This window comes from Streptomyces sp. NPDC015532 (genome assembly GCF_043078065.1).
Classification (GTDB): Bacteria; Actinomycetota; Actinomycetes; order Streptomycetales; family Streptomycetaceae; genus Streptomyces.
In genome coordinates this window covers 229,082-253,510 of sequence record NZ_JBIBSY010000004.1, presented here as the reverse complement: position 1 = coordinate 253,510, position 24,429 = coordinate 229,082, and the positions used below count along the sequence as shown (strand labels likewise).

The following is a 24,429-nucleotide window of genomic DNA, read 5'->3' as shown; positions in this document are numbered from 1 at the left end:
CCGGTACCGCCGGGCTAGTACCGCTCGAAGGGCCCGCAGTAGGTCAGGCCCGCCTCCTGCGGCCGTCCGTCGCGGAAGAAGCGGACGAGCAGATCGCAGAAGTCCTGGGGCCGCTGGAGATGGGCCAGATGGCCGCACTCCGCGATCGTGGTGAACCACGCGCCCGGCAGGTCCGCCGCCACCGAGCGGACCATGCCGGGCGTGGTCAGCGTGTCGTGCTCGCCGGTGAACGCGAGATACGGGACCGCGGGGACGGGCGCCCGCCGGTACCACTCGTGGGCCAGCAGCCGCCGGTTCCGCTCGACCGTCACGGCGACGTCGCGCGGGGTCTGCGCCGCGAACTGCTGGTACATGAGCCGGGTCAGCGCGGCGTGCTTGCGTACGGTGCGGTCGCCGGGCGGCGGCACGAAGCACCGTACGAACTCCTCGGCGGTCTCCTCGACGCGTCCCTGCTCCAGGAGCCGGACCCAGCCCACGAGCGCCTCGGCGAACCAGTCCGGAATGTGGTCCGACATCCCCTGCACGGCGACCCGGCGCAGCAGTTCCGGATACCGCTGGGCGAGCCGGAGCCCGACCGCCCCGCCGTAGCACCCCGCGTACAGGTTGACCGGGCCGAGCCCGAGCCGGCGCAGCATGTGGCCCGCACACTCGGCCAGGAAGTCGATCCCGTGCTCGGCGGGCAGGAAGTCCGCGTCCCCGAACCCGGGCAGATCCACGGTGACGACGGTTCCGAGCTGCCCGAGCCACCGCTCGTGCCGTGTCCACGAGTACCGCGTCTGGTCCGAGCCGCCGAGTACGAGCAGCGGCTCCGTGACGGGGGAGCAGTGCCGGGCCACCCGCGCGGTGTACCCGTAGCCCTCCCACGAGAGCCGGTGCTCCGCCACTTCCGTGGACGCCCCGCCTCCCGGCACCGGGACGCGGGCATGGACCGAGGAAGCGACAGAAGGCACAGCGAACTCCCGAGGGGGACGAGACCACCGAAACTCCCCAGTCGTACACGGCTCCCCGGCGCCGTGCCCGCACCGTCACACGAAGGTGGGCGTTGCACGTCACCAGGTGGGCGCGGCATCACGGGAAAGGGGCGTGACGCGGCGGCCGCGCCACGCCCACGTCGACGCGGTCCCTTCAGATCACCTCACCGGGAACGCCACGTCGCACACCGCGTCCGCGGGCCCCGCCGCGTCCCAGTCGGCGAAGTAGATCTCCCGGCACGGGCCGTCGACGGACAGCCCCTGTCCGGTGACCCAGCTCTCGACCGCCTCGAACGCGGCCAGGATCTGCGGGTGGGCGACCTGCGCCTTGCTGATGCGGACGAACGCGATGCGCCGGGCCGGTTCGACCCGCACCTCGGCCCCGGTGGCCCGGCCCTGCCGTCCGGCCCAGGCCCGTGCCGCGGCCTGGTCGGTCACCGGTACGCACGTCTCCGCCGGACCGTCGCTCTCCACACCGACCTCGGCGTGATAGACGACGAACGGCGGCCCCGTGATGCCCCCGGCCTCCCGGGCGCCCTCCTCCAGCCGGCCCAGCGAGGCGGGGATCCACACCGGCAGCTCGGGCGCCAGGACGTGCCGTTTCTCGGTCAGCACGACCTGTTCGGGCACCTCGGCGGTCTCGACGACGAACTTCTCGTACATCTCGGAACTCCTCCCGGAAAGACGTCCACGGAGGTAGTCGGCGAGCGCCCGCTGCGCGGCGAAGCGGGCCTCGGCACCGTCCCAGTACGCGGTGAGCAGCGAGGCCGCTTCCGTGCCGCGCGCCTCCACCACGTCCGCGATCCGCGCCAGCGGCATGTCGAGCTGGCGCAGCAGCGCGACGAGCCGGGCCCGTTCGGTCTGCTCGGCCCGGTAGTACCGGTAGCCGCTGACCTCGTCGACGTACGCCGGGGTCAGCAGCCCCAGCCGGTCGTACAGCCGAAGGGCCTTGGCCGAGAGCCGCGCCCGCGAGGCGAACGCGCCGATGGTGAGCAGGTCCTTGTCCACCCTGTCATCCTCCGTCACCGGGCGCCTTCCGCCCGGTGACAGGGACGCTCCCCCTTGCCCCAGGGGCAAGGTCAACGCCGGCGCCGCGAGCGTCAGCCGATGGCCTGCTCCACACCGGCGCCGCGAGGATCAGCCGATGGCCTTCTCCACGGCGGAGACCAGCTCGGCCGACTCCGGCTCGGTCTGCGGCGAGAAGCGGCCGACGACCGTGCCGTCCCGCCCGATCAGGAACTTCTCGAAGTTCCAGCGGATGTCGCCGGAGTGCCCCTCGGCGTCGGCGGTGCCCACCAGACGCTCGTACAGCCCGTGCCGCGCGTCACCGTTCACCTCGACCTTCTCGGTCATCGGGAAGGTGACCCCGTAGGTGGCGGAGCAGAACTCGGCGATCTCCTCGGAGCTGCCGGGCTCCTGGCCGAGGAACTGGTTGCAGGGCACGCCGAGGACGGTGAAGCCCTGGGCGGCGTAGCGCTCGTGCAGCTGTTCGAGACCGGCGTACTGCGGGGTCAGCCCGCACTTGGAGGCGACGTTCACGATGAGGACGGCCTTGCCCGCGTACTGGGACAGGTCGGCGGAACCCCCCTGGAGGGCCCCGATCTCGACGGCGAGCACAGAGGAACCGGTGTTGTCAGTAGTCATAAGCGGATGCTAACTCCGGTAGGTGTCGGTCCCGCCGGACCCACCGGCCCTGTCGGTCCGCTCCCGGCGCCCGTCCGGCGAATCCCTTACGCCGGACAGGTCCTGGCCCTGCGCTGTGACGAGCACCTCACCGGCGGCCGTCCGCGAGTACAGCACCGACCGTCCCGCCCTTCGCCGCTCCACGAGCCGCGCGTCCAGCAGGACCCGCAGATGGCGGCCGACCGACCCCAGTCCCTGCCCGGTCACGGCGACCAGCTGACTGGTGGACAGGGGCGAGTCGAGACGGAGCAGGACACCGGCCCGGGCCGTTCCGAGCAGCGCCCCCAGACTCTCCGGCACCACCGTGGCCCCTACGTCGGCCAGCGCCCCCGCGCACGGGTAGACCAGGGCGTAGCGGCGGGACCCCTCCCAGGACACCCATCCGGCCTTCGGCGTGACGGGGACGAAGACCAGCTGGGCGCCGGAGATCTCGCGCGGCGGGTACTCGTGGAGGTTGACCTGGAGCCGGTTGCCGCCGAGCCAGCGCGTCCCGGGCCGCAGCCCGTCCAGCGCCGCCGCCCAGCCGCCCTGGCCCAACCGCGCGGTCCGGGCCACCACATCGGCCTCCAGGACGCGCCGCCGCCGTTCCCAGTCGGGGCGTACGGACTCCTCCCAGACGGCGGTGAGCAGCGCGGCGGCCCGCTCGGGCAGATCGTCGCGGTCCGCGAGAGCCGCGGGCAGCGGGCCGCCCACCGAGCGGACGAGATGGCCGCGGGCGTCCCGGGGCGAGACCTCCCGCACCCGGGCGACCTCGGTCTCGAACGACTCGTCGCCGTACGGGGTCGGGGTGAGGAAGTCGGCGATCCACGCCCGCCCGAGCCCGCAGCTCACGAGCAGCGCGGTGACGGGGTCGGCGGCCAGCCGCCCGCGGTACGCCGCCAGATGGACGTCCAGCCAGGCGCGTTCACCGGGGTGCGTGGCGGTTTCCGCGTGCAGCAGCTTCAGACAGGCGAACGTCTCGGCTAGCGGTGACAGCACGAAACGACTCCCGGCGAGGGTGTCCGCGTTCACCTGCCACCAGCCCATGCCCGCCCCCTGCCTCCCCCCGGAACTCCTCGCGCCGGACCGTGTCCCCTTCTTGGAACGTCTGGCGCCGGGAGGTGTTTCCTCCCCGAACCTTTCGCGTCCACGCGAAACAATATCGACCGTCCGTACGACCTCGCAGACTCCGCGGATGCGCAGCTACTCCGAGCTCTTCCGCACGCGGGAGTTCACCCCGCTGTTCCTGTCCTCCTGCTTCCGGACCGCCGCCTCGACGGTGAGCGGTCTGGCTCTCGGCACCCTGGTCTACCGGGCCACCGACTCGCCGCTGCTCACCGCGCTGAGCATGTTCGGGCCCTCGCTCGCCCAGATGGCCGGCGCGGCCACCATGCTCTCGGCCGCCGACCGGCTGCCGCCGCGCGCGACCGTGGCGGGCATCGCGCTCCTCTTCGGGCTCGGCACGGCGGCGACGGCGATCCCCGGGCTGCCGATCTGGGCGATCTTCGCCGTCCTGCTGCTCCTCGGCCTGATCCAGTCCTTCGGCGGCGGGGTCCTGTGGGGCCTGCTGACCGAGATCCTCGCCAAGGAGGGCTATCTGCTGGGGCGTTCGGTGTTCAACATGATGAGCGGGATCGCCCAGATCGCCGGATACGCGACCGGTGGCGTCCTCGTGGCCCTGCTGTCCCCGCGCGTCACGCTCCTCCTGGCGGCCGGGCTGTACCTGGCGGCCGCCCTGACAGCCCGGCTCGGCCTGACACCCCGGGCACCCCGGGCCCTGGGCCGCCCCTCCATCGCCCGGACCTGGCGCACCAACGCCCGCCTCTTCTCCTCACCGGAACGCCGCACCCTCTATCTCCTGCTCTGGGTACCGAACGGCCTGGTCGTCGGCTGCGAATCGCTGTACGTGTCGTACGCGCCGAGCCGGGCCGGCGCGCTGTTCGCCTTCGCGGCCCTCGGCATGTTCGTCGGCGACGTGACGACCGGCCGCTTCCTGCCGCCCCGGGTACGCGCCCGCCTCGGCGTCCCCTTCCTGCTGCTCCTGGCGACCCCGTACCTCTTCTTCGCCCTGCGTCCGGGCGTGGCCGTGGCGGCCGTCCTCGTCGCCGTCGCCTCGATCGGCTTCGGGTCGAGCCTGATCCAGCAGGAACGCCTGGTGGCCCTGATCCCCGACGACCTCAGCGGCCACGCCCTCGGGCTCCACACGGCGGGCATGCTCACGATGCAGGGCGTGAGCGCGGCGCTGGCGGGCGGGATCGCCCAACTCGCCTCGCCCGCGACGGCGATGACCGTGATGGCGACCTCCTCGATCGCCGTGACGCTGACCCTGGCCCCCTCGCTGCTCCGCCACCGCGCCGCGCCCCCGGAGGGCCGACACCCGGAGCCGTCCGCACCGAGGGGACCGCAGTCCGAGGTGAACTCCCCCTGAAACGAGGCGGGCCCGTCTCCGCCGTAACGGGCACAGCCCCCACACGCACACACAGGCGCTACCGCTTCGTAGCCCGGTACCGCTTCATCAGGGCGACGATCCGCGCGGGGTCGGCCGGGCCGTTGAGCTCGGCGACGAGGTCGTCGGGACACAATTCGTAGAGATCGCCCCACCACCGGCGTCCCCGGTTGTCCCAGATCCGGTATCCGCCCGGTACCCCTCTGGAGACGTATCGCCTTCGGCTCACAGGAATCCGCCGCCGCTCAGGTTCGGAGCGGGCGCCCGCCGAGGGGCCGGGGCGGCGCCGATCGCGAACTGGTTTCCCATGCCGGTGACGATAGAAGACGCCACCGGCGGCCCGACCGTCCCGTGCCCCCGGAGCGGAGGACCCGAGACGAGCGTACGAAGGTTTCCGCAGGCGCCGGTGCGCCTCCGCGCGCTCTGTCCGGCGCGGCTCGGCGGGTGGAACGATCCCGATGCTCGGTACCGGCAGGGGAACGCCTTTGGCCGCCGTGGAGATGTGAGCGGCGGACCGTGGATGTTTGCTGGTCCGAGAACGGCGTCACCACTACGAACAGCAAGGGGCCGGACATGGCAATCGTGATGTCGATGCACTGGGCGGACGCCACGCCGGAGCAGTACGACACCGTGCGGGACGCGGTGCAGTGGGAGGAGGTCCCGGGGGCCGGCGGTCAGATGCACGTGGCCTGGTTCGACGCGCAGGGGCTGCACGTCACCGACGTCTGGGAGTCCCAGGAGGCGTTCGAGACCTTCTTCGCCGAACGCCTGGCCCCCGCGATCCAGAAGGCCGGCATGCCCGGCGCCCCCGAAACCTCCTTCAGCCCCCTCCACCGCCGCTTCATCGCCCCGGGCATCAGCGGCGCCGCGTAGGACCACGCAACACCGATCCCGCCCCACTCCACCCGTGGGACGCGCGTCCACGCGTCCCACGACCGAACGACGAACCCCGGGCGCCGAGAAGGGCCCGGGGCACCAGGAAACGACAAAGGGCCAGCCTGGGAGGAAACCCCTCCCGAGCCGGCCCTTCTGTCTGTGCCCCCGGCAGGATTCGAACCTGCGACACCCGCTTTAGGAGAGCGGTGCTCTATCCCCTGAGCTACGAAGGCGTGCGGATCGTGTGCGATCCGGTAGCTAGCGTAGCGGATCGCGGGTGGAGGCTGGGAAGGTTCCCGTTCGTGCAGGTGGGGTGGGGTCGGGCAGGGTGGCCGAGGGGCGGGGGCTCCGGTGCTCTGTGGGCGGTGCGTGGGAGGTACGCGGCCGTGTGTCGGTGGCGTGCGAGGGCCCCCCGGACGTCGCCCCGGTCTCGTGGGCGCGGCGGCTGTTCGGAGCCCTCGGGTCGGCTGGACGCCCTCGGGTCAGTTGGTCGGGAGGCCCGAGAGGGCCGGGCGGGTCAGGTGGAGCATGCGGGTCAGCCACAGGTCGCCCGTCTCCTGGGAGGAGCGGGGGACGAAGTGGGGGGACGAGGCGGGGCGCGGGTGAGGGGAGCGGGGAGGGCCCGAGAGCGTGGGGTCCGCGGGGAGGCGGGCCAGGGACGTCGTGCCGGTGATAATGGACAGCATCAGTACGGCAGCCGCTCGGACGTCGACCCCGGGGAGCAGGGAGCCGTCGCTCCGGGCCCGGTCCAGGATTCCGTGCAGGGCGCCGAGCCAGTTGGTGTGACAGTGGAGTGACGGGTCGTCGGGAGTCCTGATCTCCTGAGCCAGCCGAGCCCCCGCGCGAACGGTCATGTCGGTTTCCACGAGGCCCACGAGGGTGTGCGCCATGGCGGTGGCTATCTCGAACGCCGGCGTCTCGCGCCGCGCCAGCTTCCCCAGCGCGGCCTCCGACGTCGTGCAGGCCTGCGCCTGGACCGCGCGGGCCAGATCGGACTTGGCCGCGAAGTGGAAGAACAGGGCGCCCTTGGTGACCTGGGCCCGTTCACTGATCGCGGACAGGGTCGCCCGTTCGTAGCCGGACTGGTCGAACTCGGTCGAGGCGGCCCGGATCAGGTTGCGCCTGGTTCGCTCGGACCTCTCCTGCTTCACCACGACGCGACCACCCGGACGCTCCTTGTCGTTCGGCTGCTGTTTGTCCTGCCGCAAGCGACGCTAGGAACCCGCTTTTGGATCTGTCAACGGGGCCTGGGTCGGGCAGATCATCTTCACGCCAGGTCATAACCGCCTTCCAGACATGGCTGGTTGAAGGATGGAAGAGGTCAGGTTCGTGGCACCCGGCGGAAGCGGCCCGCGATGTGCAGGTCCGCCTCGACGCGAGTCGCTGTCGCTCGGAGTTCGGGCAGCACGTCGCTGACGCATGCCTCGGCGGTGCGGCGCCCGCTGTGCATGGCGACGTTCACCGCGGCCACGGTCCGTCCGGCGAGGTCGCGCACCGGGACGGCGATGGATCGCAGGCCCTGCTCCAACTCCTCCTCGACCAGGGCGTATCCAGCCTTCCGTACCCGGTCGAGTTCGGCCCTGAACAGCTCCGGGGCCATGCCGATCCGCCGGGAGACGGCCTCGGGCGCGCCGGTCAGGATCTCCGTCACGCGGGTCTCGGGAAGATCGGCCAGGATCGCCCGGCCCAGCGAGGTGGCGTACGCGGGCAGCCGGGTGCCGACGGTGACGTGGACGCTCATGATGCCGCGGGTGGAGACGTGTCCGGTGTACTGGATCTCGTCGCCCGTCAGCACCGCGAGCGACACCGAGTCGTGCAGCCGCTGGGAGAGTTCGGTCAGATGCGGGGCCGCGATCTCAGGGAGCGTGGTCCGTGAGAGGGGCGGAAAGCCGAGCCCCAGGACGCGCGGCGTGAGGCGGAAGACGCGGTCGTGCGTGGTGACGTATCCGAGGTGTTCCAGCGTGATCAGGGCGCGGCGAGCGGTCGCTCGGGCGAGTCCTGTCGCCTGAGCGACCGCGGTGAGGGTCAGTTCGCCGCGGCCCTCACCGAAGGCCGTGATCACGGTCAGGCCCCGTGCCAGCGACTCGATGAACTCCCGCCCCAGTTCCTGCTTGGAGGCAGCGGTCCAGTCGGCGAGCCCGGCGGGGGTGGCGGCCCTTCCCACGGGTTCCGTGCTCCCTGAGGTGCCGGGGCTCCCAGCACTGCCGGCACCGCCGGGGCTCCCAGCACCGCCGGCACCGCCCGTGCCGCTTGAGCCGCCCGCGACCCCCGTGCCTCCTGGGCCGCTCGTTCCGGTCAGGATGTCGTCGCTCCGCGTGATCCCGGCCTTCCGCTGCGGCGTGGGTTCGTCGTCCCGTGCCAGTGCCCGTTCCATCTCGGCAACGGCCGTCCGCAGGCGCGGCAGCAGCGCGTCCCGCAGTTCGGTGGCGCTGTGCCGGCTCGTATGGCTCACCACGTTCACCACGCAGGCGATCCGCCCCGCCTCCCGTACGGGCATCGAGAGGGCGACAAGGCCCGGTTCGATGAGCTGGTCGTCCAACGCCCAGCCGGCCTCGCCCGCTTCGGCCGCGCGTTGCTCGAAGTCATCGCCGACGGTGGGGTGTTGGGCGGCCGGCAGGGCGGAGGTGTCCGCCCTGCCCTCGTACGGCCGGCTCCGCGCGGGTACGGTCGGGAAGCCGCGGTCCTCCGGATCGGCAGCGCGGCGCTCTCGCCAGCGTGTCCACTCCTCCTCGCTCCACTCGGACGCGAACAGCGGTCCCGGTGCGGTGCGTTCGGCGGGAAGCAGGTCGCCGATGCGGAACCTCAGGGACATCGCGCGGCGCCGGGTGGCCTGATGGATGAAGCGGATGCCGTCCCGGTCGGAGACGGCGATGGACACCGATTCGTCGAGTTCGTCGGCGAGCGCGTCGGCGTGCGCGTTCAGGACACGGGGAAGCCGGAGGGCGGCGAGATAGGCGTTGCCGAGTTCCATCAGGCGGGGCGCGAGTACGGCATCCCGGCCGTCGAGGCGCAGGTAGCCCATGCGTGCCAGGGTCGCCGTGATCCGGTCGACGGTGGACCGCGCGAGCCCGGTGGCCCGTTCGAGTCCGCTCAGACTGGCCGAACCGTCCGCCTCGGTCAGCCGGCGCAGCACGGCGAGGCCCCGGATGAGCGGCGTGACCGCCTCGTCCGGCACGTCGGCCCCGGCGGCGGGACCGGAGCCGGACACCGCGGAACCGTTGCCCGCCCCGGCCGACACGCGGTTCGGCGGTGTGACGGGCCACGGTGACGACGTGGGGCTCGATGACCTGGGGCTTGATGGCATGGGCTCTCCGGTGGGGCTCTCAGAAGAGTCACCGTGCGGCGGATCTCGGATGAGTCACCGTGTGGCGGATCTCAGAAGAGCCACGGTAGTGCTTGTCCGCCCGCCGAAGCAGGTGGGCCGCTTCCGGGCACGGGCGCCGGTCTGCCGAGCACGCCCTTCTCCGTCCTGCTGTCTCGCGGGCCTCCCTCCGGCTGCCCTTCGACCCCTGTCCGCTGTCTCGCGGGCCTCCGTCCTGCCGTCTCGGGGGCCTCTGTCCGGTTGTCCTTCGGACTCCGTCCGGCTGCCGCCCTTCGGACTCCGTCCGGCTGTCTCAGGCTCCCGTCCGCCGGGCCGGCTGTCTGTGTCGGGCTCCTGCCCGTCCCGCTGTCTCGGGCTCCCGCCCGGCCCGTCGACGGCTCGCCCCGAGCACCGCCGTCCGGACGGCCGTCCGCGGGACCGGGGCGGCTCGCCCGCTGGTCAGCGGCGCGTCACGTACACCAGATACTTTCCCGTGGCGTCCGCCGACGCGACCTGGACCGTGAGTCCCGCCTTGGCGGCCTTGAAGGTCTCACCGGGGGAGAAGGGCGCGTCGGAGAGTTCCGCCTGCACGTTGGGTGAGCGGGTGCATCCGCCGCTGTCGCGGTGGGAGTCGTACACCGTGACGGGCCCGTTCCCGGTGTCCACGTCCGCGTCGACCTTGTAGACGAGGATGCCGGGATGGCAGACGGCGGAGTCGTTGCCGGCGCGGGTGCGCAGTTCGAGGACGTATCCGCTCCGGGCGCCGACGGGTATGACGACGAGCTTGGCGCCGCCCCGCCGAGCCATCGGGGTCAGTGTGTACTCGCTGGTGCCGTGTGCCGCCGCGCAGCTCACCTGGGAGGCGTCGAGCCAGCCGAGCTTCCACTTGTGCCAGCCGAGCAGGTCGTTGTCGGCCCCCCAGTCCTCGCTCATGATGTCCCAGTGCCCGACCGCCCCGCCGCCGTCCTGGGTATAGAGGTCGGGCAGGCCGAAGGTGTGACCGTTCTCGTGGGGCAGTACGCGGTAGCCGGTGTCGGCGTAGGAGCCCGAGCCGTCGTCCTGGCGGCTGTAGACGAAGGACGCGTTGGCGACCGGGACGCCGTCGGCCACCGGCGCCTCGGTGTTGCCGGCGAAGGTCACGGACAGCACGGTGTCCAGGGCGGAGGGCCCGGCATTCGGGGTGACCAGCACGTTCAGGATGTCGTACGACCGGAAGTCGACCTCGGGATCGGCCGTGGCCACGATGTCCTGGACCAGTTCGCGGTAGCCGGGGTCGAAGGGCGCGCCGCGTTCTATCCCGTACGCCTTGAAGGGCTTGGGCATGCGCAGCCAGTGCCGGACGGGGGCCTCGGGCCGGTAGTCGAGGCGGCCGTAGGAGGCGGTGCGGAACCATTCCTGCGTCTTGGGGAAGAACTCGTCGTACCGGTCGCGGGCGCTGCCCTTGCCGGGCGCGTCGGAGAAGTCGACCATCAGGGTCAGGGCCCGCAGGGTGCCGGTGGAGCGGGCGTACCCGGGTGAGGTCGGTATCCCTTCCCCCATTTGGACGTCCGACGGGCCGTTGATCAGGCAGGGGCCGAGCGTCGTGGAGCGGGCCAGTGCCGCGGAGCCCGCCGTGGCGGAGCCGGCCGTCAGATGTCCGGTGCCCGCGGAGGTGCTGACCGCCAGCGTCAGAACGGTCACCGTGGCCAGCGCGGCCATACGGCGCGGGCGTATGCGGCGGCTGGACGGCAGCATGCAGGGGGCCCTTCGCTCCACGGCAGCCACCGGTCTCCGACTGCACCCTTTCGATCACCCTGAGTCGCCGACGCGCCGGGCGCGCGTTGGATGAGCCCGATCGGGTTCATCTGCGGGAGGGGCCGAAGGGAGGAAGAATGTGTGACGCAGGTCACATCATTCTCTTCCAGGTCCGGGAAATAACCGGGGATCGTTTCCCCGTTTAGTCATACGTCCGAGCGAAACGGGGACCGAGTCCCCGGATCGCACACACGTTCCGAGAAGCTCCGAGGAGGATGCCGTGGAGACCGCGACCCCCGTACAGCGTCGAGTGGCCCGGCCCCGTGCCGATGCCCTGCGCAACCGGGAGCGGATCGTCGCCGCCGCCCGCGAGATGTTCGTCGAGTTCGGCGCCGAGGTGCCGTTCGACGAGATCGCCCGCCGGGCCGGTGTCGGCAACGCCACGGTGTACCGCAACTTCCCCGACCGCGACGCCCTCGCCCGCGAGGTCGTGTGCTCGGTCATGGACCGCACCTCGGAGTGGGTCGAGGAGGCGCTCGCCGTGGACGGCGACGCGTTCGAGGCGCTGAGCGGCTTCGTGCACTTCGCCGCGGACGAGCGGATCGGCGCCCTGTGCCCGATGCTCTCCGAGAACTTCGACCAGAACCATCCCGACCTGGTCGCCGCGCGCGACCGGATCACCGATCTGCTGCAGCAGCTGATGGCCCGCGCGCGTGAGGCCGGACAGCTGCGCCCCGACGTCGAGCTGGGCGATCTGATGATCGCCGTCAGTCAGCTCACCAGGCCGCTGCCGGGCACCGCGTGCCAGGGCATCGACCGCTTCGTGCACCGTCATCTTCAGCTGCTCCTGGACGGCATGCGGGCCCCGGCTCGATCCGAACTGCCCGGAGTGGCCGCCAACCTGGAGGAACTGCGACGAGTGTGACCGGTGCCGGGGTGGCAGCCGAAGCGATCGGTCGACCGGCGACCGATGAGCCCGGCGCCCGGCGGCAGTCAGGACTCGTAACCCGAACTCGTACTCAGCGAACTCGTACTCAATAACGCACAACTCATCGCCCGAGCCCGTACAGCCCGTACACGTCGTGCGGCCCGTACGCGTCACACGCGAGGTGCGCTCGCCGTCAGGGACGAGCCGCGCCGAGGCGTTCCCGGCCGTCACCGTCGACGAGCCGTCCCTTTTCACTGACTTTTTTCGCTACGAAGTCCCGGAGTGGGTACCCCCATGTCTGAAACAGCAATCTCCAAGGCAGTCCCGGACCCAGCGTCCGACGCGCACAGCAACCGCTGGAAGGCGCTCGTCTTCATCGCGCTGGCCCAGCTGATGGTGGTGCTCGACGCCACGATCGTGAACATCGCGCTGCCCTCGGCCCAGCAGGACCTGGGTATTTCTGACGGCAACCGGCAGTGGGTCGTCACGGCCTATGCCCTCGCCTTCGGCGGTCTGCTCCTGTTCGGCGGCCGCATCGCCGACCTGTGGGGCCGCAAGCGCGCGTTCGTCGTGGGTCTGGTCGGCTTCGCCCTGGCCTCCGCCCTCGGCGGCGCGGCACAGAGCGGCGCGATGATGTTCGGCGCCCGTGCCCTTCAGGGCGTGTTCGGCGCGCTGCTGGCGCCCGCCGCGCTCTCACTGCTCGCCGTGATGTTCACCGACGCCAAGGAGCGCGCCAAGGCCTTCGGCATCTACGGTGCGATCGCCGGTGGCGGTGGCGCCGTCGGCTTCATCCTCGGCGGTGTCCTCACCGAGTACATGAACTGGCGCTGGACCTTCTTCGTCAACATCCCGTTCGCGATCGTCGCGGCCGCGGGCGCGTACTTCGTCATCCGTGAGCCGAAGGGCGGGCGCAACCGTTCGCCGCTCGACATCCCGGGCGTCGTCCTGTCCACCCTCGGTCTGGTCTCCCTCGTCTACGGCTTCACCCGCGCCGAGTCCGACGGCTGGGGCGACACCACGACGGTCGGCCTTTTCGTGGCCTCCGCCCTGCTGCTGGCCGCGTTCGTCTTCACCGAGTCCAAGGTCAAGGCCCCGCTGCTGCCCCTGCGCGTCATCACCGAGCGCAACCGCGGCGGCGTCTACCTCTCGCTCGGCCTCGCGATCATCGCGATGTTCGGCACCTTCCTCTTCCTCACCTACTACCTGCAGATCGTGAAGGGCTACTCGCCGATCTCGACCGGCTTCGCCTTCCTGCCGATGATCGCGGGCATGATCACGGGCTCCACGCAGATCGGTGCCCGTCTGATGACCCGGGTCGCGCCGCGGCTGCTGATGGGCCCCGGCTTCCTGGTCGCCGCGCTCGGCATGCTGCTCCTGGCGCAGCTGGAGATCGGTTCGTCGTACGTCTCCCTGGTGATGCCGGCGATGCTGCTGCTCGGCCTCGGCATGGGTACGGCGTTCATGCCCGCCATGTCGCTGGCCACGCACGGCATCGAGCCGCGTGACGCCGGTGTCGCCTCGGCGATGGTCAACACCTCGCAGCAGGTCGGCGGTGCGATCGGCACGGCCCTGCTGAACACGATCGCCGCCTCCGCGACCACCGTCTACATCAAGGACCACATGGCGGGCGCCGGCACCAAGGCGCAGCAGCAGCTGGTCCAGGCCGAGGGCATGGTGCACGGCTACAGCAACGCGATCTGGTTCGCCGTCGGCATCCTCGTGGTCGCCGCGGGAATCGCCTTCACCCTGATCAACACCGGCCGTCCGGACGCCTCCGCGATCGTCGGCTCGGGCACGGGCGAAGGCGCCGAGGACGAGGTCAAGGTGCCGGTCATCGCGCACTGACCCCACGACCACCCGTACTCGGGTACTTCCGTAGCCCACGCTCCGGTACTTCGTAGCCCACGGTCCGGTACTACCGCGGTCCGTACGACGGTGCTTCGCGTGCGGACGGGGATGGGGACGCCTCGTCCGTACGACTCCGGAGACCGCCCCGGTTCCACGCCACACGGAACCGGGGCGGTCCCGTGTCCGGGGGGAGCCGCTGTCCGGCCGCCCGCTGTCCGGCCGACCCGATGTCCGGCGGGGGTGCTGTCCGGTCGGTCCGCTGTCCGGTCGGTCCGATGTCCGCCGGGGGTGCCGTCCGGCGGTCCCGTGTCCTGGGCGGCTCTCCGTCCGGGCGGCTCCCCGTCCCGGCGGGCCGCCGTCCGGACGGCCTCGGCGGCAGGTGCCCGCCGCCCGGCCGATCCTCTAGCGCAGCCAGGGCAGATCCGCCCCGGCGTCCTTCGGCTGGAGCCCCTCGGCGATGATCCGCATGGCCTCGCCGAGGGCCTTCCGCTGGTCCGGCCCGAGCCGGTCGAACAGTGCCTGGCGTACGGCGGCGACATGGCCCGGGGCCGTCCGCCGCAGGACCTCGTAGCCCTCGTCGGTCAGCACCGCGAACTGGCCCCGCTTGTCGGACGGGCAGTCCTCGCGGCGTACCCAGCCGCTCTTCTCCAGCCGCGCGACGGCGTGCGAGAGCCGCGAGCGGGTGATCTTCGCGCTCATGGCCAGCTCCGTCATCCGCAGCCGGCGCTCCGGTGCCTCGCCGAGCTGCACGAGCAGGCCGTAGTAGATGTGCGGCATGCCCGCGTCGCGCTGGAGCTGGCGGTCGAGGTGGTCCTCCAGGAGGGTCGTGGCGTGCATGTACGCACGCCAGATGCGCTGTTCCTCGTCGGTGAGCCAGCGCGGCTCTTCAGCGGGAGCGGGTGCCGTGTTCATGTACTCCACTGTACGAGCCCCTCCTTGAAACTTAAACAAACCCGTCGTAGTCTGTGCGCAGTAGAACTTGAGACTTTAAGTAAGTGCTTCAAAGATCAAGCACTGCCGCCGTACGATGGAACCCTCTGGAGGGAGCCGCCATGTCCGCCGCCACCGAGGAGCGCCCCGTGCCGGAGCGCATGCCCGCCCTCTATCTCAGTCACGGTGCCCCGCCGCTCGCCGACGACGCGGTCTGGCCCGGCCAGCTCGCCGCCTGGTCCGCCGACCTGCCCCGCCCCAAGGCGATCCTCATGGTCTCCGCCCACTGGGAGGAGGCCCCGCTCGCCCTCGGCGCGACCGAGACGGTCCCTCTCGTGTACGACTTCTGGGGCTTTCCCGAGCACTACTACCAGGTGACGTACGCGGCCCCCGGCGCTCCGGAGCTCGCCGCGTCCGTACGGAAGCTGCTGCGCGCGCCCGGTACGCCGGTGCAGGACATCCCCGACCGCGGACTCGACCACGGCGCGTACGTCCCCCTCAAGGAGATGTTCCCCGAGGCCGACATCCCGGTGCTCCAGATCTCCATGCCGACGCTCGACCCGGTCGGGCTGTTCGAGATCGGGCGGAAGCTGGCCCCGCTGCGTGACGAGGGGGTGCTGATCGTCGGTTCCGGCTTCTTCACCCACAACCTCGCGGCCCTGCGGCACACCGGTGGGGGAGTGCCCACCTGGTCGAGCGAGTTCGACGACTGGGGGCACCGCGCGCTGGAGGCCGGTGACGTGGACGCGCTGCTCGACTTCGAGCGCAAGTCCCCGGCGGGCCGTCTCGCCCACCCGCGCACCGAGCATTTCGCCCCGCTCTTCGTGACCATGGGAGCGGCGGACGCCACCGGGGGAGTCGGCGGGCAGCGGTCCGTGATCGACGGATTCTGGCTGGGCATGGCGAAGCGGTCGGTTCAGTTCGGCTGAGCGGCCGATGACCCGGACCTCCGGGCGGCCCGACCGCCCGAAGGTCCACCCGTCCACCCATCCAGCCGTCCACCCGTCCCCTGTCCGGCGGTCCGTCCGCCTGATGGTCGCGGACCGGGTGCCGTGCTCAATGCGCCCGGTGGGTGAGGTCCTTCTCGTACCAGGCGACGTCCCAGTAGCGGCCGAACTTCCGGCCGACCTCCCGGTAGGTGCCGACGTGCCGGAACCCGAAGCGTTCGTGCAGGCGCACGGACGCTTCGTTGGGCAGCGCGACGCCGGCGTACGCCCGGTGCAGGTCCTCGGCGGCGAGCGCCGAGAAGAGGGCTTCGTAGAGGAGCGTGCCGACGCCCCGGCGCCCCGCGCCGGGAGCGACGTAGACCGTCACCTCCACGGAGGTCGCGTAGGCGGGCTTCGCGCGAAAGGCGCTGGACGTGGCGTACCCCAGAATCACCTGTGAATCCGCGTCCGTGGCAACCATCAGGCGGTGCGGTCCGTCTTCAGGGTGGGAGAGCAGCCACGGGCGACGTTGCTCCGGCGTGAAGACGATGGTGTCGAACGTGATGGGCGTCTCACGCACGTAATGGTTGTACAGCTCCGTGAGTGCGCCCAGGTCGGCTGCGACCCCCGGCCTGACCTGCACATCTGTACGTTCTGACCGCATCAGACCTCCCGAGTGGTGCGACAGGGTACTGCATGCTCAGAAAAATCAAGGTGCGGGTTGGGAATTCTGTCCTGATTCCAGTCGTTGTTTCCATCGGATGCCGGGCACCCGGGAGGGTGAAACCGGATGTCCGGGACCACCCGCAAGCCCACCACGCAAGGGAGCACGCATGGCAACCCGTGCCGTCGCCCGTCGTAAGTCCGCCACTGGCGGGACATCCGACGCGGCACGCAGTGTTCGCGCCGGAGGCGGCGAAATCGCCGATCGCGACCTGGTCGGCATGTACCTCGACGAGATCGCGCGTACACCGCTGCTCGACGCCGCCAAGGAAGTCGAGTTGTCCCAGGTCATCGAGGCGGGTGTGTTCGCGCGGCAGATCCTCGACGGTGAGGCCGAGGCCACCGCGGACGCGTCCCGCGAGGAGCTGGAGGCGCTGTTCGCCGACAGCGAGCGCGCCAAGGACGTCTTCATCCGCTCGAACCTCCGGCTGGTCGTGGCCGTGGCGCGCCGTTATCCGCGCAGCGGTCTTCCCCTGCTCGACCTGATCCAGGAGGGGAACGCCGGCCTGGTGCGCGCGGTCGAGAAGTTCGACTACCGCAAGGGCTTCAAGTTCTCGACGTACGCCACCTGGTGGATCCGTCAGGCCATCACCCGTTCCATCGCCGACCAGTCGCGCACGATCCGCCTCCCCGTCCATCTGGTCGAGGAACTGGGCAGGATCCGTCGCGTGCAGCGTGAGTTCAACCGTGAGAACGGGCGCGAGCCCGAGCACACGGAGATAGCCACCGAGCTCGGCACGACGCCGGAGCGCGTGGGCGACGTCCTGGACTGGGCCCGCGACCCGGTTTCGCTGAACATGGCGGTGGACGACGAGGGCGAGACCCAGTTCGGCGACCTGCTGGAGGACACCTCCGCGGTCTCGCCCGAGCAGTCGGTGCTCACCCTGCTGCGCAGTGAGGAGCTGGACGATCTGATCGGCCATCTCGACCAGCGCACCGCCTCCATCATCAAGATGCGGTACGGCATCGAGGACGGCCGGGAGCGGACGCTCACGGAGGTCGGCAAGGAGCACGGGCTCACGCGTGAGCGCATCCGTCAGATCGAGAAGCACGCCCTGCTCGAGCTGAAGAAGCTGGCGCGCGACACCGGATTCGACGCGGCGGCGTAGCGGCGGCGAGGTGCGCGGAAGGCGCGGGGCGGGCCGAGTGCGCGGGGCGAGTGGGCCGTACGGGTTCAATCGCCGCGCGGGTGCCGGACCCCTGTGTCCCAGTCCGCGCACGGGCCCTCCCGCCCTGATGGCCACAAGTCGACCAGACATGGCCATGTAAGGCCGCTTCAACCTGCCGGGCCCTGGGAACAAGACTTCAGGGCCCACGCTTCGGGCCCCGTCCGAGCGGTAGAAGCGAACAGAACCACCGAGCGGAACCACCGAGCGGAACCACCGAGCGGAAATCCTCAGAGGAAGTCCTCAGCGGAATCACCGAACGGAAACACCCCGCTCCCAAGAGCCGAGTCCCGACGCACACCCCCCCGCGCCGGGACTCTCCCAGAGCCGAGCTTCGGCGCCTCCCCCCCCCGGCGCCGAAGCTCGGTTCTCTTTTTGCTTCGGGGGACGGGAGTTGCCGGCTTCGACGGGGACGGGCGGGCGCGGAGGGTTTCCGGGCAGGACGCGGACGGGCCACCCCGAACCTGAACCCCGGGGTGACCCGGACGGCAGATTCTGCCACAGCGGCATAACCGGCCGTCGCCGACGGTCCACCGGGTGTCACCGCCCCCCGTGGCGGACGGCCGACCGTCAGGCGCCGTCAGTCTGCGGCACTTCCCCCGCCCGGCTCAGCCGTGCACCCAACTCCCTTACGTACTCCACAAGTTCTCGCGGTTCTCGCACCGTGAAGTCACAGTCGACCATCGCGATCCGCACCGCCAGCCATTCCACCGAGTCGCTGGAGGAAGCCCGCAGCCGGCAGCTGTGGGCGTCGATCGGCTCGGGCGTGCCGACCCAGGCGGGCACGCGCGCCGCGACGAAGTCGGCCGGGGCGGCGAAAGTGACCTCGAACGTGTAGGTCTCCTGACGCCGGTACATCGACTGCCGCAGGAATTCGGCGGCGTCCCCCGCCGGCAGCTCGCGGGGCGTGAACCGGGCCCCCGTCGCGAAGGGTTCGGTCACCCGGTCGACGCGGAACGACCGCCAGTCGTCGCGGTCGAGGTCGTACGCGACGAGATACCAGCGGCGGCCCGTGGAGACCAGCCGGTACGGCTCGGTCAGCCGCCGCGACGCGGTTCCGTCCCCGGAGCGGTAGGCGAACCGCAACCGCTCCCGTCCCGCGATGACCGACGCCATCACGGTCAGCGTCTCCGGTGCGATGCTGGCCCCGTCTCCGCTGGTCAGGAGGGTGGTCGCGGCCTGGAGGGTGGATACGCGGTGGCGCAGCCGGGACGGCAGCACCTGTTCCAGCTTGGCGAGCGCCCGTACGGAGGCCTCGTCCACGCCCGCGACCGCGTGCCCGGCGCCGGCCCGCAGACCCACGGCGATGGCCACGGCCTCCTCGTCGTCGAGGACGAGCGGGGGCATCGCCGTGCCCGCCACCAGCCGGTAGCCACCGTCCGCTCCCTTGGTCGCCTGCACCGGATAGCCCAGCTCGCGGAGCCGGTCGATATCGCGTCTGACCGTACGACGGGACACTCCGAGGCGCTCGGACAGCTCGCCGCCGGGCCACTCGCGGGGCGTCTGGAGGAGGGAGAGGAGTTGGAGGAGCCGGGCCGGAGTGTCGGTCGTCATGTTTTCCAGGGTGCCGGAGAACTAGGACATGATCTGACCTAATCAGGCCCTAGGTTTATCGCATGACCTCCACCGACACCCCTGAGACAGCAGCTCTCAGCAGCCCGGCACCCGGCGCCGTGGCCGACCGACGGCGCTGGCTCGCCCTCGCCATCGTGATGACCGCGGCCTTCATGGACCTCGTCGACGTCACGATCGTCAATATCGCGATCCCGTCGATCAAGCAGGACGAGGGCGCCACGTTCAGCCAGATCCAGTGGATCACCGCTGGCTACGCGCTGGCCTTCGCCGCGGGACTCATCACCGGTGGGCGGCTCGGGGACATCTACGGCCGCAAGCGGCTCTTCCTCCTCGGCGTGGCGGGTTTCACCGTCGCGTCGGCGCTGTGCGGTTTCGCGGTGAACCCGGAGATGCTCGTCGCCTCGCGCATTCTGCAGGGCGCCATGGCCGCGATGATGGTGCCGCAGGTCCTGTCGATCGTGCACGCCACCTTCCCCGCGCACGAGCGCGGCAAGGTCTTCGGCCTCTTCGGCGCGATCGTCGGCCTGGGCGCGGTCTCGGGTCCCCTCCTCGGCGCACTGCTCATCGAGTGGGACATCTTCGGCCTGGAGTGGCGGCCGATCTTCCTCATCAACCTGCCGGTCGGTGTCCTCGCGCTGATCCTGGGCCGCCGCTTCATCAGCGAGTCCAAGGCTCCCAAGGCCCTGAAGCTCGACCTCGTCGGCGTCGCCCTCGTCACGCTCGGCCTGCTGATGCTGCTCTACCCGCTGACCCGCGGCCGTGAACTGGGCTGGCCGCTGTGGGGATACGTCTCGATGGCCGGCTCCCTCGCCGTCTTCGCGGGACTGGTGGCGTACGAGAAGTGGAAGACGGCGCGGGACGGTTCGCCGCTGGTCGAGCTGTCGCTGTTCAAGGTGAAGAGCTTCGCGGCGGGCATCGCCGTGCAGACCGTCTTCGGTATCGCGCTCGGCATCTTCTTCCTGGTCTGGACGCTGTACATGCAGTTCGGGCTGGGCTGGAGCGCGCTGCGGGCGGGGCTCACCGGGGTGCCGTTCTCGATCGCGGTCTCGGCGGCGGCGGGCATGTCCGTGCAGCTGCTTGTCCCGCGCTTCGGGCGCAAGGTGCTCCAGGCGGGCGCCCTGATCATGGCGCTCGGCGTGCTCCTCTACATCTGGGAGTCCGACCGCTACGGCATGGACATCGCCTCCTGGCAGATGGCCCTCCCGTTGGTGGTCATGGGCGCCGGCATGGGCTTCATCGTCGCCCCGCTGACGGACGCCGTGCTCTCGGAGGTCCCGCGCGAGCACTCGGGTTCGGCCTCGGGTCTGATCAACACCGTGCAGCAGATGGGCAACGCGCTCGGCCTCGGCCTGGTCTCGGTCGTCTTCTTCGGTGAGATCAGCGACCACCTGACCCTCGCCCAGGTGGGTCCGGCCTTCGCGAACGCCTTCGAGCACGCGCTCGGCTGGGTCGCCGCCGTGCTGACCGTCATCTTCCTGCTGATGTTCGCCCTGCCGAAGCAGCCGGCCCAGCATGTGGAGGGCGCGCAGGACGAGCCGGACGCCCAGGATCTGAACCAGGTCCAGGACAAGGCTCCGGGCCAGGACACCGCCCAGGGCAAAGACAAGGGCCAGGATCAGGACCGGAAGCCGGAATTCGTGGGCTGATCTCCGCCCAGGTCCGTCATCACCCGCGTGACGCGGAGGTCCGAGCCGGAAGGGGCCCCAGCACCTCAGGTGCCGGGGCCCCTTCCGGCTTCAGCCCAGTCGTGCCGCCCGGCGCTCCATCGCGTCACGGGCCGCGTCCTCCGTCGCGTACACCTCGCACATGTGCCGCCGGTCCGGGGTCGCCGTGTGCTCGACCTCCCACAAGGAGATCTCCTGCCCGTCGCGCAGCAGGAACGCGTGCTCGTAGAGCGAGAAGCACAGCCCCGCCTGTCCAGCGCGGCACGGGCGCCCGAAAGCCTGCGTGATCTGGTGCGCGAACGCCTCCCGGAGCAGCAGCGTCGTGAGGTCGGCGTCCGGCCGGTCCGGATTCTCCGCGCGCCGCAGAAGCCGGCGCGCGTGATCGGCGGAGTCGTCGGGCAGATAGGTGTGACGCGGCTCGGGGATCGACGACAACTGCACGAACACGGGAAGCTCGAAGTCCGGCGCGTCCGGAGGGAGCGGGAGCCGGGCCGTGGCGGTACGCAGCTCCTCCTCGTCGACGTAGACCTCGTGCTGGCCGTCGTGACCGGTCGCGGTGTTGTGCACGAGCTCCCACAGCGTGACGGCGGAACCGTCGGCGAGCAGCCAGGTGTGCCGGTACGTCTCCCGGTGGAGCCCCGCGCTGTGGTGCGCGGAGTGCAGCGAGCTGTCGTGTGCCAGCGCGCAGTCCAGCCGCCGTATCGCCTCGTCGGGCAGCTCGAACGAGTTCAGGGCGCGGCCCAGAAGTCGTGCGAGATGCTCCTCCGGAGACTCGGGCGACTCGGGTGGTTCGTACGCTGCTGTCTCGTACGGAACGCTCAAGGTTTCTCCCGGCGTTGCTGCATGTCACCTTGTGGGTGCATACCGTAGCCCCTCGGTCGGACATCATGTCCGCGAACCGAGAAAACGTACGGGCGGAAAACGGGCGGGCCGCGCGGTAAGTTCCCCCGCAGCTCGCCAGGACGTCAAAAAGCCCTCGTCAGGCGGCACTTCCAGCGGTCGGCGGGCCCCGCGAAAGGTTCCGGCCGTCGCACCCATTGTCCGGCAAGGTGCCCTGGGCGCACCAGTTCCCGGCCGCTACAAGACGCCCCCGGCGAACGAGTCCCGACCCGCTCCACCACACGGACCCGGCGCGGGCGCGGCTCGGCGCCGAGCGGTTCGACGTGGCTCGGCTCAGCGCGCCCACGTAGGCCCCGGCCGCCCCGCCGCCCGCCGCCCCGAGCCGTACGCCGTCAAGCGGGAGAACGGCACGGCGACCCCCCCCCGGAGCCGTACGCCGTCAAGAACAACGGCACGGCGCCCGCCCCGAGCCGTACGCCGTCAAGCCGGAGAACGGCACGGCGCCCCCCCCGGAGCCGTACGCCGTCAAGAACAACGGCACGGCGCCCGCCCCGAGCCGTACGCCGTCAAGCCGGAGAACCGGCAGGGCGCCCGCCCCGAGCCGTACGCCGTCAAGCCGGAGAACCGGCAGGGCGCCCGCCCCGAGTCGTACGCCGTCACGGGCGAGTACCGGGGCGGTCCCCCAACCCGCCGTTCCCGTAAAGCTCTTCGTACGACGGCCACGCCCCGCCCGGCCCGTCCACCGGCTCCGCCGCGCGTACGGCCCGCACGATCGCGCGCGTCACCAGGTCCGCGCCCGCCGCGAGGATCTCGTTGAGCGCCAGGGGGTTCCCGGCGTCGAGCGGCCGGTCACCCGTGGCCAGCGCGAACACCGTGTCCCCGTCGTTCAGCAGATGCACCGGCTGTACGGCACGCGCGATTCCGTCGTGCGCCGTCCCCGCGAGCTTCTGCGCCTGCGCCCGCGTCAGCCCGCCGTCGGTGGCGACGACGGCGAGCGTGGTGTTCAACGGGGGCGGCGCGTTCCTCGCGGCGGCCTCCGCCAGCCGCAGCCGGGCCGCCTCGCGCACCGCCGCGGACGGCCCTGTCGTACACCCTCGCGCCAACTCCCCGTACGGGATCCCGGTTTCCGGCTCCACCGCCGAGCCCGCCGCGTTGGCCACGACCAGCGCGGCCACCGTGACGCCGGACTCCAGCACGGCGCTCGCCGTCCCGATCCCGCCCTTGAGCACTCCGACCACCGCGCCGGTACCGGCGCCCACGCCGCCCTCCCGCACCGGCGCGCACAGCGCACTCGCGTCGGCGGCCTCGACCGCGGCGATCCCGGTGGAGGCGTCCGGCCGCGACCGGAAGTCTCCGCCGCGTCCGAGATCGAAGACGCAGGCGGCCGGCACGACGGGCACGACGTGCCTCGGGTCCGGCCCCACGCGCACCCCGCGTCCCCGCTCCTCCAGCCACGCCATCACACCCGACGCCGAGTCCAGCCCGTACGCGCTGCCCCCGGTCAGCACGACCGCCTCGATCTTCTGCACGAGGTTGCGCGGATCGAGCGCGTCCGTCTCCTTGGTGCCGGGCCCTCCGCCGCGCACGTCCACGGCGGCGATCACCCCGCCCTCGGGAGCGAGCACCACCGTCGTCCCCGTGAGCCACCCGTCCCCGCTGCGCGTCGCGTGCCCCACCCGCAGACCCACGACATCTGTCAGAGCGTCAACTGTCATACCCCCAGTCTTCCCCGGCCGCGTGCCCCGGCAGAGGTTCGCGCGTTCCGGGCTACGCGCTTCGTGCCGCGCCGGCCGCCGCTTCCCGCGTCACCATGCGCGTCGTCATCACCACCCCGACCGCCACGGTCAGCGCGCAGACGATCCCCGCGGCGAGCACCGCCCAGTCACCCAGGAAGGTGCAGAGGATGACGAGCAGCGCGGTCGTCGGCAGGACGAGCTGCTGGGCGATGCCGACCTTGAAATGGCGCGAGTGCAGTCCCCAGACGGCGAGGAAGTACAGGGCGGTCGGCAGTGTCACCGCGGCGGACGCCGAGAGCGCCGAGATGTGCGCGGTGCCGACCGTCTGTTCCACCGCGACTTCCAGACCCGCGCCGATCGCCGCGGCCGACGCGAAGATCAGATAGTGGCCGTACCCCCACAGGAAGGCCTGTCCGTTGGACCGCAGATGGCCGTGGATCGGCACCACGAAGTAGATCCACCAGGCGGAGAACACGATCAGCAGGCCGCCCGCGGCGATGGGGAGCAGCTCGCCCAGCGCGTCGTGCTCGTCGACGGCCGACTTCACCGCGACGGTGGCGGCGGCGATCGTCTCGCCCAGCACGATGATCGTGAACAGGCCGTATCGCTCGGCGATGTGGTGCGGATGCCAGGACGTGGTGAAGTCCTTCTCCGCGAACAGCGGGACGCACAGCTCGGCGACGGCCACCACCAGGAAGACCCACGGGCGGCCCGCCTCCGGCGCGAACAGCAGGCCGAGCCAGCCGATCTGGCACAGCAGTACACCGCCCGCGTACCGCAGGGCCGCGGTTCTCTCGGTCCCCTCGGTGGACCGGGCCACGCGCAGCCACTGCGCGATCATCGCGAACCGCATGATCGCGTAGCCGAGCCAGACGACCACGAAGTCGTGGTTCTCGAAGGCCTTGGACACCCCGGCGGCGAGCACCAGGACGCCGGCGATCTGCACCAGCGTGACGACCCGGTAGAGCACGTCGTCGTTGTCGTAGGCCGACGCGAACCAGCTGAAGTTCATCCACGCCCACCCGTGAGCCAACGATGCAACACCGCCTCTGACCTGCGGAAACGTCCACATAGGCCGTTCACCCGCTCCACAGCAGGGGCGG

The 24,429-nt window shown here is 71.2% G+C and carries 21 protein-coding genes and 1 tRNA gene; 7 read left to right on the top strand and 15 right to left on the bottom strand.

The window, feature by feature from the left end:
* Positions 1 to 14: 14 nt before the first annotated feature.
* The 4 genes from ACF07B_RS15600 to ACF07B_RS15585 form a co-directional block, all read right to left on the bottom strand.
* Positions 15 to 950: an alpha/beta fold hydrolase gene (locus ACF07B_RS15600; RefSeq protein ID WP_369482662.1), complete on the bottom strand. Its 936-nt coding sequence runs from the start codon at positions 948 to 950 to the stop codon at positions 15 to 17.
* A gap of 180 nt (positions 951 to 1,130) precedes the next feature.
* Entirely contained in the window at positions 1,131 to 1,997 is an 867-nt protein-coding gene (locus tag ACF07B_RS15595) for a MerR family transcriptional regulator (protein WP_392179341.1), read from the bottom strand.
* A gap of 111 nt (positions 1,998 to 2,108) precedes the next feature.
* Complete coding sequence (locus ACF07B_RS15590) at positions 2,109 to 2,615, bottom strand: glutathione peroxidase (protein WP_384234224.1); 507 nt, start codon at positions 2,613 to 2,615, stop codon at positions 2,109 to 2,111.
* 9 nt (positions 2,616 to 2,624) lie between these two features.
* Positions 2,625 to 3,680 carry an ArsR family transcriptional regulator gene (locus tag ACF07B_RS15585; protein ID WP_392179340.1) on the bottom strand — a complete coding sequence of 352 codons (1,056 nt, stop codon included), beginning with the start codon at positions 3,678 to 3,680 and terminating at the stop codon, positions 2,625 to 2,627.
* 148 nt (positions 3,681 to 3,828) lie between these two features.
* On the opposite strand from ACF07B_RS15585, the gene ACF07B_RS15580 reads away from it, so the two are divergent.
* Entirely contained in the window at positions 3,829 to 5,061 is a 1,233-nt protein-coding gene (locus ACF07B_RS15580) for an MFS transporter (protein ID WP_392179339.1), read from the top strand.
* A gap of 58 nt (positions 5,062 to 5,119) precedes the next feature.
* On the opposite strand, the gene ACF07B_RS15575 is transcribed toward ACF07B_RS15580, so the two are convergent.
* Positions 5,120 to 5,308: a hypothetical protein gene (locus ACF07B_RS15575; protein WP_392179338.1), complete on the bottom strand. Its 189-nt coding sequence runs from the start codon at positions 5,306 to 5,308 to the stop codon at positions 5,120 to 5,122.
* A 344-nt stretch (positions 5,309 to 5,652) separates the two neighbouring features.
* Between ACF07B_RS15575 and ACF07B_RS15570 the strand changes: the two genes are divergently transcribed.
* On the top strand, positions 5,653 to 5,952 hold the full coding sequence (locus ACF07B_RS15570; RefSeq protein WP_392179337.1) for a hypothetical protein: 300 nt from the start codon (positions 5,653 to 5,655) through the stop codon (positions 5,950 to 5,952).
* Between the two features lie 163 nt (positions 5,953 to 6,115).
* Here the strand turns inward: ACF07B_RS15570 and ACF07B_RS15565 are convergent.
* The 4 genes from ACF07B_RS15565 to ACF07B_RS15550 all read right to left on the bottom strand — a co-directional run bounded on the left by ACF07B_RS15565 (position 6,116) and on the right by ACF07B_RS15550 (position 10,954).
* Positions 6,116 to 6,188, bottom strand: a tRNA-Arg gene (locus ACF07B_RS15565).
* 249 nt (positions 6,189 to 6,437) lie between these two features.
* Complete coding sequence (locus ACF07B_RS15560; protein ID WP_392179336.1) at positions 6,438 to 7,163, bottom strand: ScbR family autoregulator-binding transcription factor; 726 nt, start codon at positions 7,161 to 7,163, stop codon at positions 6,438 to 6,440.
* Between the two features lie 113 nt (positions 7,164 to 7,276).
* A complete protein-coding gene (locus tag ACF07B_RS15555; RefSeq protein WP_392179335.1) occupies positions 7,277 to 9,259 on the bottom strand; it encodes an IclR family transcriptional regulator C-terminal domain-containing protein in 1,983 nt (660 codons plus the stop codon).
* A 456-nt stretch (positions 9,260 to 9,715) separates the two neighbouring features.
* The gene (locus ACF07B_RS15550) at positions 9,716 to 10,954 is read right to left on the bottom strand and encodes a M6 family metalloprotease domain-containing protein (RefSeq protein WP_392179534.1); all 1,239 of its coding nucleotides are present in this window, start codon (positions 10,952 to 10,954) and stop codon (positions 9,716 to 9,718) included.
* 316 nt (positions 10,955 to 11,270) lie between these two features.
* On the opposite strand from ACF07B_RS15550, the gene ACF07B_RS15545 reads away from it, so the two are divergent.
* Positions 11,271 to 11,915 carry a TetR/AcrR family transcriptional regulator gene (locus ACF07B_RS15545; RefSeq protein ID WP_392179334.1) on the top strand — a complete coding sequence of 215 codons (645 nt, stop codon included), beginning with the start codon at positions 11,271 to 11,273 and terminating at the stop codon, positions 11,913 to 11,915.
* 297 nt (positions 11,916 to 12,212) lie between these two features.
* Positions 12,213 to 13,763: an MFS transporter gene (locus ACF07B_RS15540; RefSeq protein WP_369482673.1), complete on the top strand. Its 1,551-nt coding sequence runs from the start codon at positions 12,213 to 12,215 to the stop codon at positions 13,761 to 13,763.
* A gap of 405 nt (positions 13,764 to 14,168) precedes the next feature.
* Here ACF07B_RS15540 and ACF07B_RS15535 read toward each other — a convergent pair whose 3' ends face one another.
* Positions 14,169 to 14,678, bottom strand: coding sequence for a MarR family winged helix-turn-helix transcriptional regulator (locus tag ACF07B_RS15535; protein ID WP_392179333.1), 510 nt, complete (start codon positions 14,676 to 14,678; stop codon positions 14,169 to 14,171).
* Positions 14,679 to 14,818: 140 nt separating this feature from the next.
* On the opposite strand from ACF07B_RS15535, the gene ACF07B_RS15530 reads away from it, so the two are divergent.
* A complete protein-coding gene (locus tag ACF07B_RS15530) occupies positions 14,819 to 15,625 on the top strand; it encodes a dioxygenase (RefSeq protein WP_369482675.1) in 807 nt (268 codons plus the stop codon).
* Between the two features lie 127 nt (positions 15,626 to 15,752).
* Here ACF07B_RS15530 and ACF07B_RS15525 read toward each other — a convergent pair whose 3' ends face one another.
* Entirely contained in the window at positions 15,753 to 16,286 is a 534-nt protein-coding gene (locus ACF07B_RS15525; protein ID WP_392179332.1) for a GNAT family N-acetyltransferase, read from the bottom strand.
* Positions 16,287 to 16,455: 169 nt separating this feature from the next.
* Between ACF07B_RS15525 and ACF07B_RS15520 the strand changes: the two genes are divergently transcribed.
* Positions 16,456 to 17,454 (top strand): RNA polymerase sigma factor RpoD/SigA, encoded by a 999-nt coding sequence (locus ACF07B_RS15520; protein WP_369482677.1) that lies wholly within the window; start codon positions 16,456 to 16,458, stop codon positions 17,452 to 17,454.
* A 627-nt stretch (positions 17,455 to 18,081) separates the two neighbouring features.
* Here ACF07B_RS15520 and ACF07B_RS15515 read toward each other — a convergent pair.
* A complete protein-coding gene (locus ACF07B_RS15515; RefSeq protein WP_362392580.1) occupies positions 18,082 to 19,065 on the bottom strand; it encodes a YafY family protein in 984 nt (327 codons plus the stop codon).
* A 62-nt stretch (positions 19,066 to 19,127) separates the two neighbouring features.
* On the opposite strand from ACF07B_RS15515, the gene ACF07B_RS15510 reads away from it, so the two are divergent.
* Complete coding sequence (locus ACF07B_RS15510) at positions 19,128 to 20,732, top strand: MFS transporter (protein WP_369482680.1); 1,605 nt, start codon at positions 19,128 to 19,130, stop codon at positions 20,730 to 20,732.
* 90 nt (positions 20,733 to 20,822) lie between these two features.
* On the opposite strand, the gene ACF07B_RS15505 is transcribed toward ACF07B_RS15510, so the two are convergent.
* The 3 genes from ACF07B_RS15505 to ACF07B_RS15495 form a co-directional block, all read right to left on the bottom strand.
* Entirely contained in the window at positions 20,823 to 21,572 is a 750-nt protein-coding gene (locus ACF07B_RS15505; RefSeq protein ID WP_392179331.1) for a DUF6227 family protein, read from the bottom strand.
* 674 nt (positions 21,573 to 22,246) lie between these two features.
* Positions 22,247 to 23,305: a P1 family peptidase gene (locus ACF07B_RS15500; protein ID WP_392179330.1), complete on the bottom strand. Its 1,059-nt coding sequence runs from the start codon at positions 23,303 to 23,305 to the stop codon at positions 22,247 to 22,249.
* Between the two features lie 52 nt (positions 23,306 to 23,357).
* The gene (locus ACF07B_RS15495; RefSeq protein ID WP_392179329.1) at positions 23,358 to 24,398 is read right to left on the bottom strand and encodes a low temperature requirement protein A; all 1,041 of its coding nucleotides are present in this window, start codon (positions 24,396 to 24,398) and stop codon (positions 23,358 to 23,360) included.
* Positions 24,399 to 24,429: the final 31 nt, after the last annotated feature.

What these genes read in the sequence shown, in the direction of transcription:
- ACF07B_RS15500 (WP_392179330.1), bottom strand. Translation starts at nt 23,305, where the DNA reads ATGACAGTTGACGCTCTGACAGATGTCGTGGGTCTGCGGGTGGGGCAC.
- ACF07B_RS15535 (WP_392179333.1), bottom strand. Translation starts at nt 14,678, where the DNA reads ATGAACACGGCACCCGCTCCCGCTGAAGAGCCGCGCTGGCTCACCGAC.
- ACF07B_RS15525 (WP_392179332.1), bottom strand. Translation starts at nt 16,286, where the DNA reads ATGCGGTCAGAACGTACAGATGTGCAGGTCAGGCCGGGGGTCGCAGCC.
- ACF07B_RS15570 (WP_392179337.1), top strand. Translation starts at nt 5,653, where the DNA reads ATGGCAATCGTGATGTCGATGCACTGGGCGGACGCCACGCCGGAGCAG.
- ACF07B_RS15590 (WP_384234224.1), bottom strand. Translation starts at nt 2,615, where the DNA reads ATGACTACTGACAACACCGGTTCCTCTGTGCTCGCCGTCGAGATCGGG.
- ACF07B_RS15555 (WP_392179335.1), bottom strand. Translation starts at nt 9,259, where the DNA reads ATGCCATCAAGCCCCAGGTCATCGAGCCCCACGTCGTCACCGTGGCCC.
- ACF07B_RS15510 (WP_369482680.1), top strand. Translation starts at nt 19,128, where the DNA reads ATGACCTCCACCGACACCCCTGAGACAGCAGCTCTCAGCAGCCCGGCA.
- ACF07B_RS15530 (WP_369482675.1), top strand. Translation starts at nt 14,819, where the DNA reads ATGTCCGCCGCCACCGAGGAGCGCCCCGTGCCGGAGCGCATGCCCGCC.
- ACF07B_RS15515 (WP_362392580.1), bottom strand. Translation starts at nt 19,065, where the DNA reads ATGACGACCGACACTCCGGCCCGGCTCCTCCAACTCCTCTCCCTCCTC.
- ACF07B_RS15540 (WP_369482673.1), top strand. Translation starts at nt 12,213, where the DNA reads ATGTCTGAAACAGCAATCTCCAAGGCAGTCCCGGACCCAGCGTCCGAC.
- ACF07B_RS15585 (WP_392179340.1), bottom strand. Translation starts at nt 3,680, where the DNA reads ATGGGCTGGTGGCAGGTGAACGCGGACACCCTCGCCGGGAGTCGTTTC.
- ACF07B_RS15520 (WP_369482677.1), top strand. Translation starts at nt 16,456, where the DNA reads ATGGCAACCCGTGCCGTCGCCCGTCGTAAGTCCGCCACTGGCGGGACA.
- ACF07B_RS15495 (WP_392179329.1), bottom strand. Translation starts at nt 24,398, where the DNA reads ATGTGGACGTTTCCGCAGGTCAGAGGCGGTGTTGCATCGTTGGCTCAC.
- ACF07B_RS15580 (WP_392179339.1), top strand. Translation starts at nt 3,829, where the DNA reads ATGCGCAGCTACTCCGAGCTCTTCCGCACGCGGGAGTTCACCCCGCTG.
- ACF07B_RS15550 (WP_392179534.1), bottom strand. Translation starts at nt 10,954, where the DNA reads ATGGCCGCGCTGGCCACGGTGACCGTTCTGACGCTGGCGGTCAGCACC.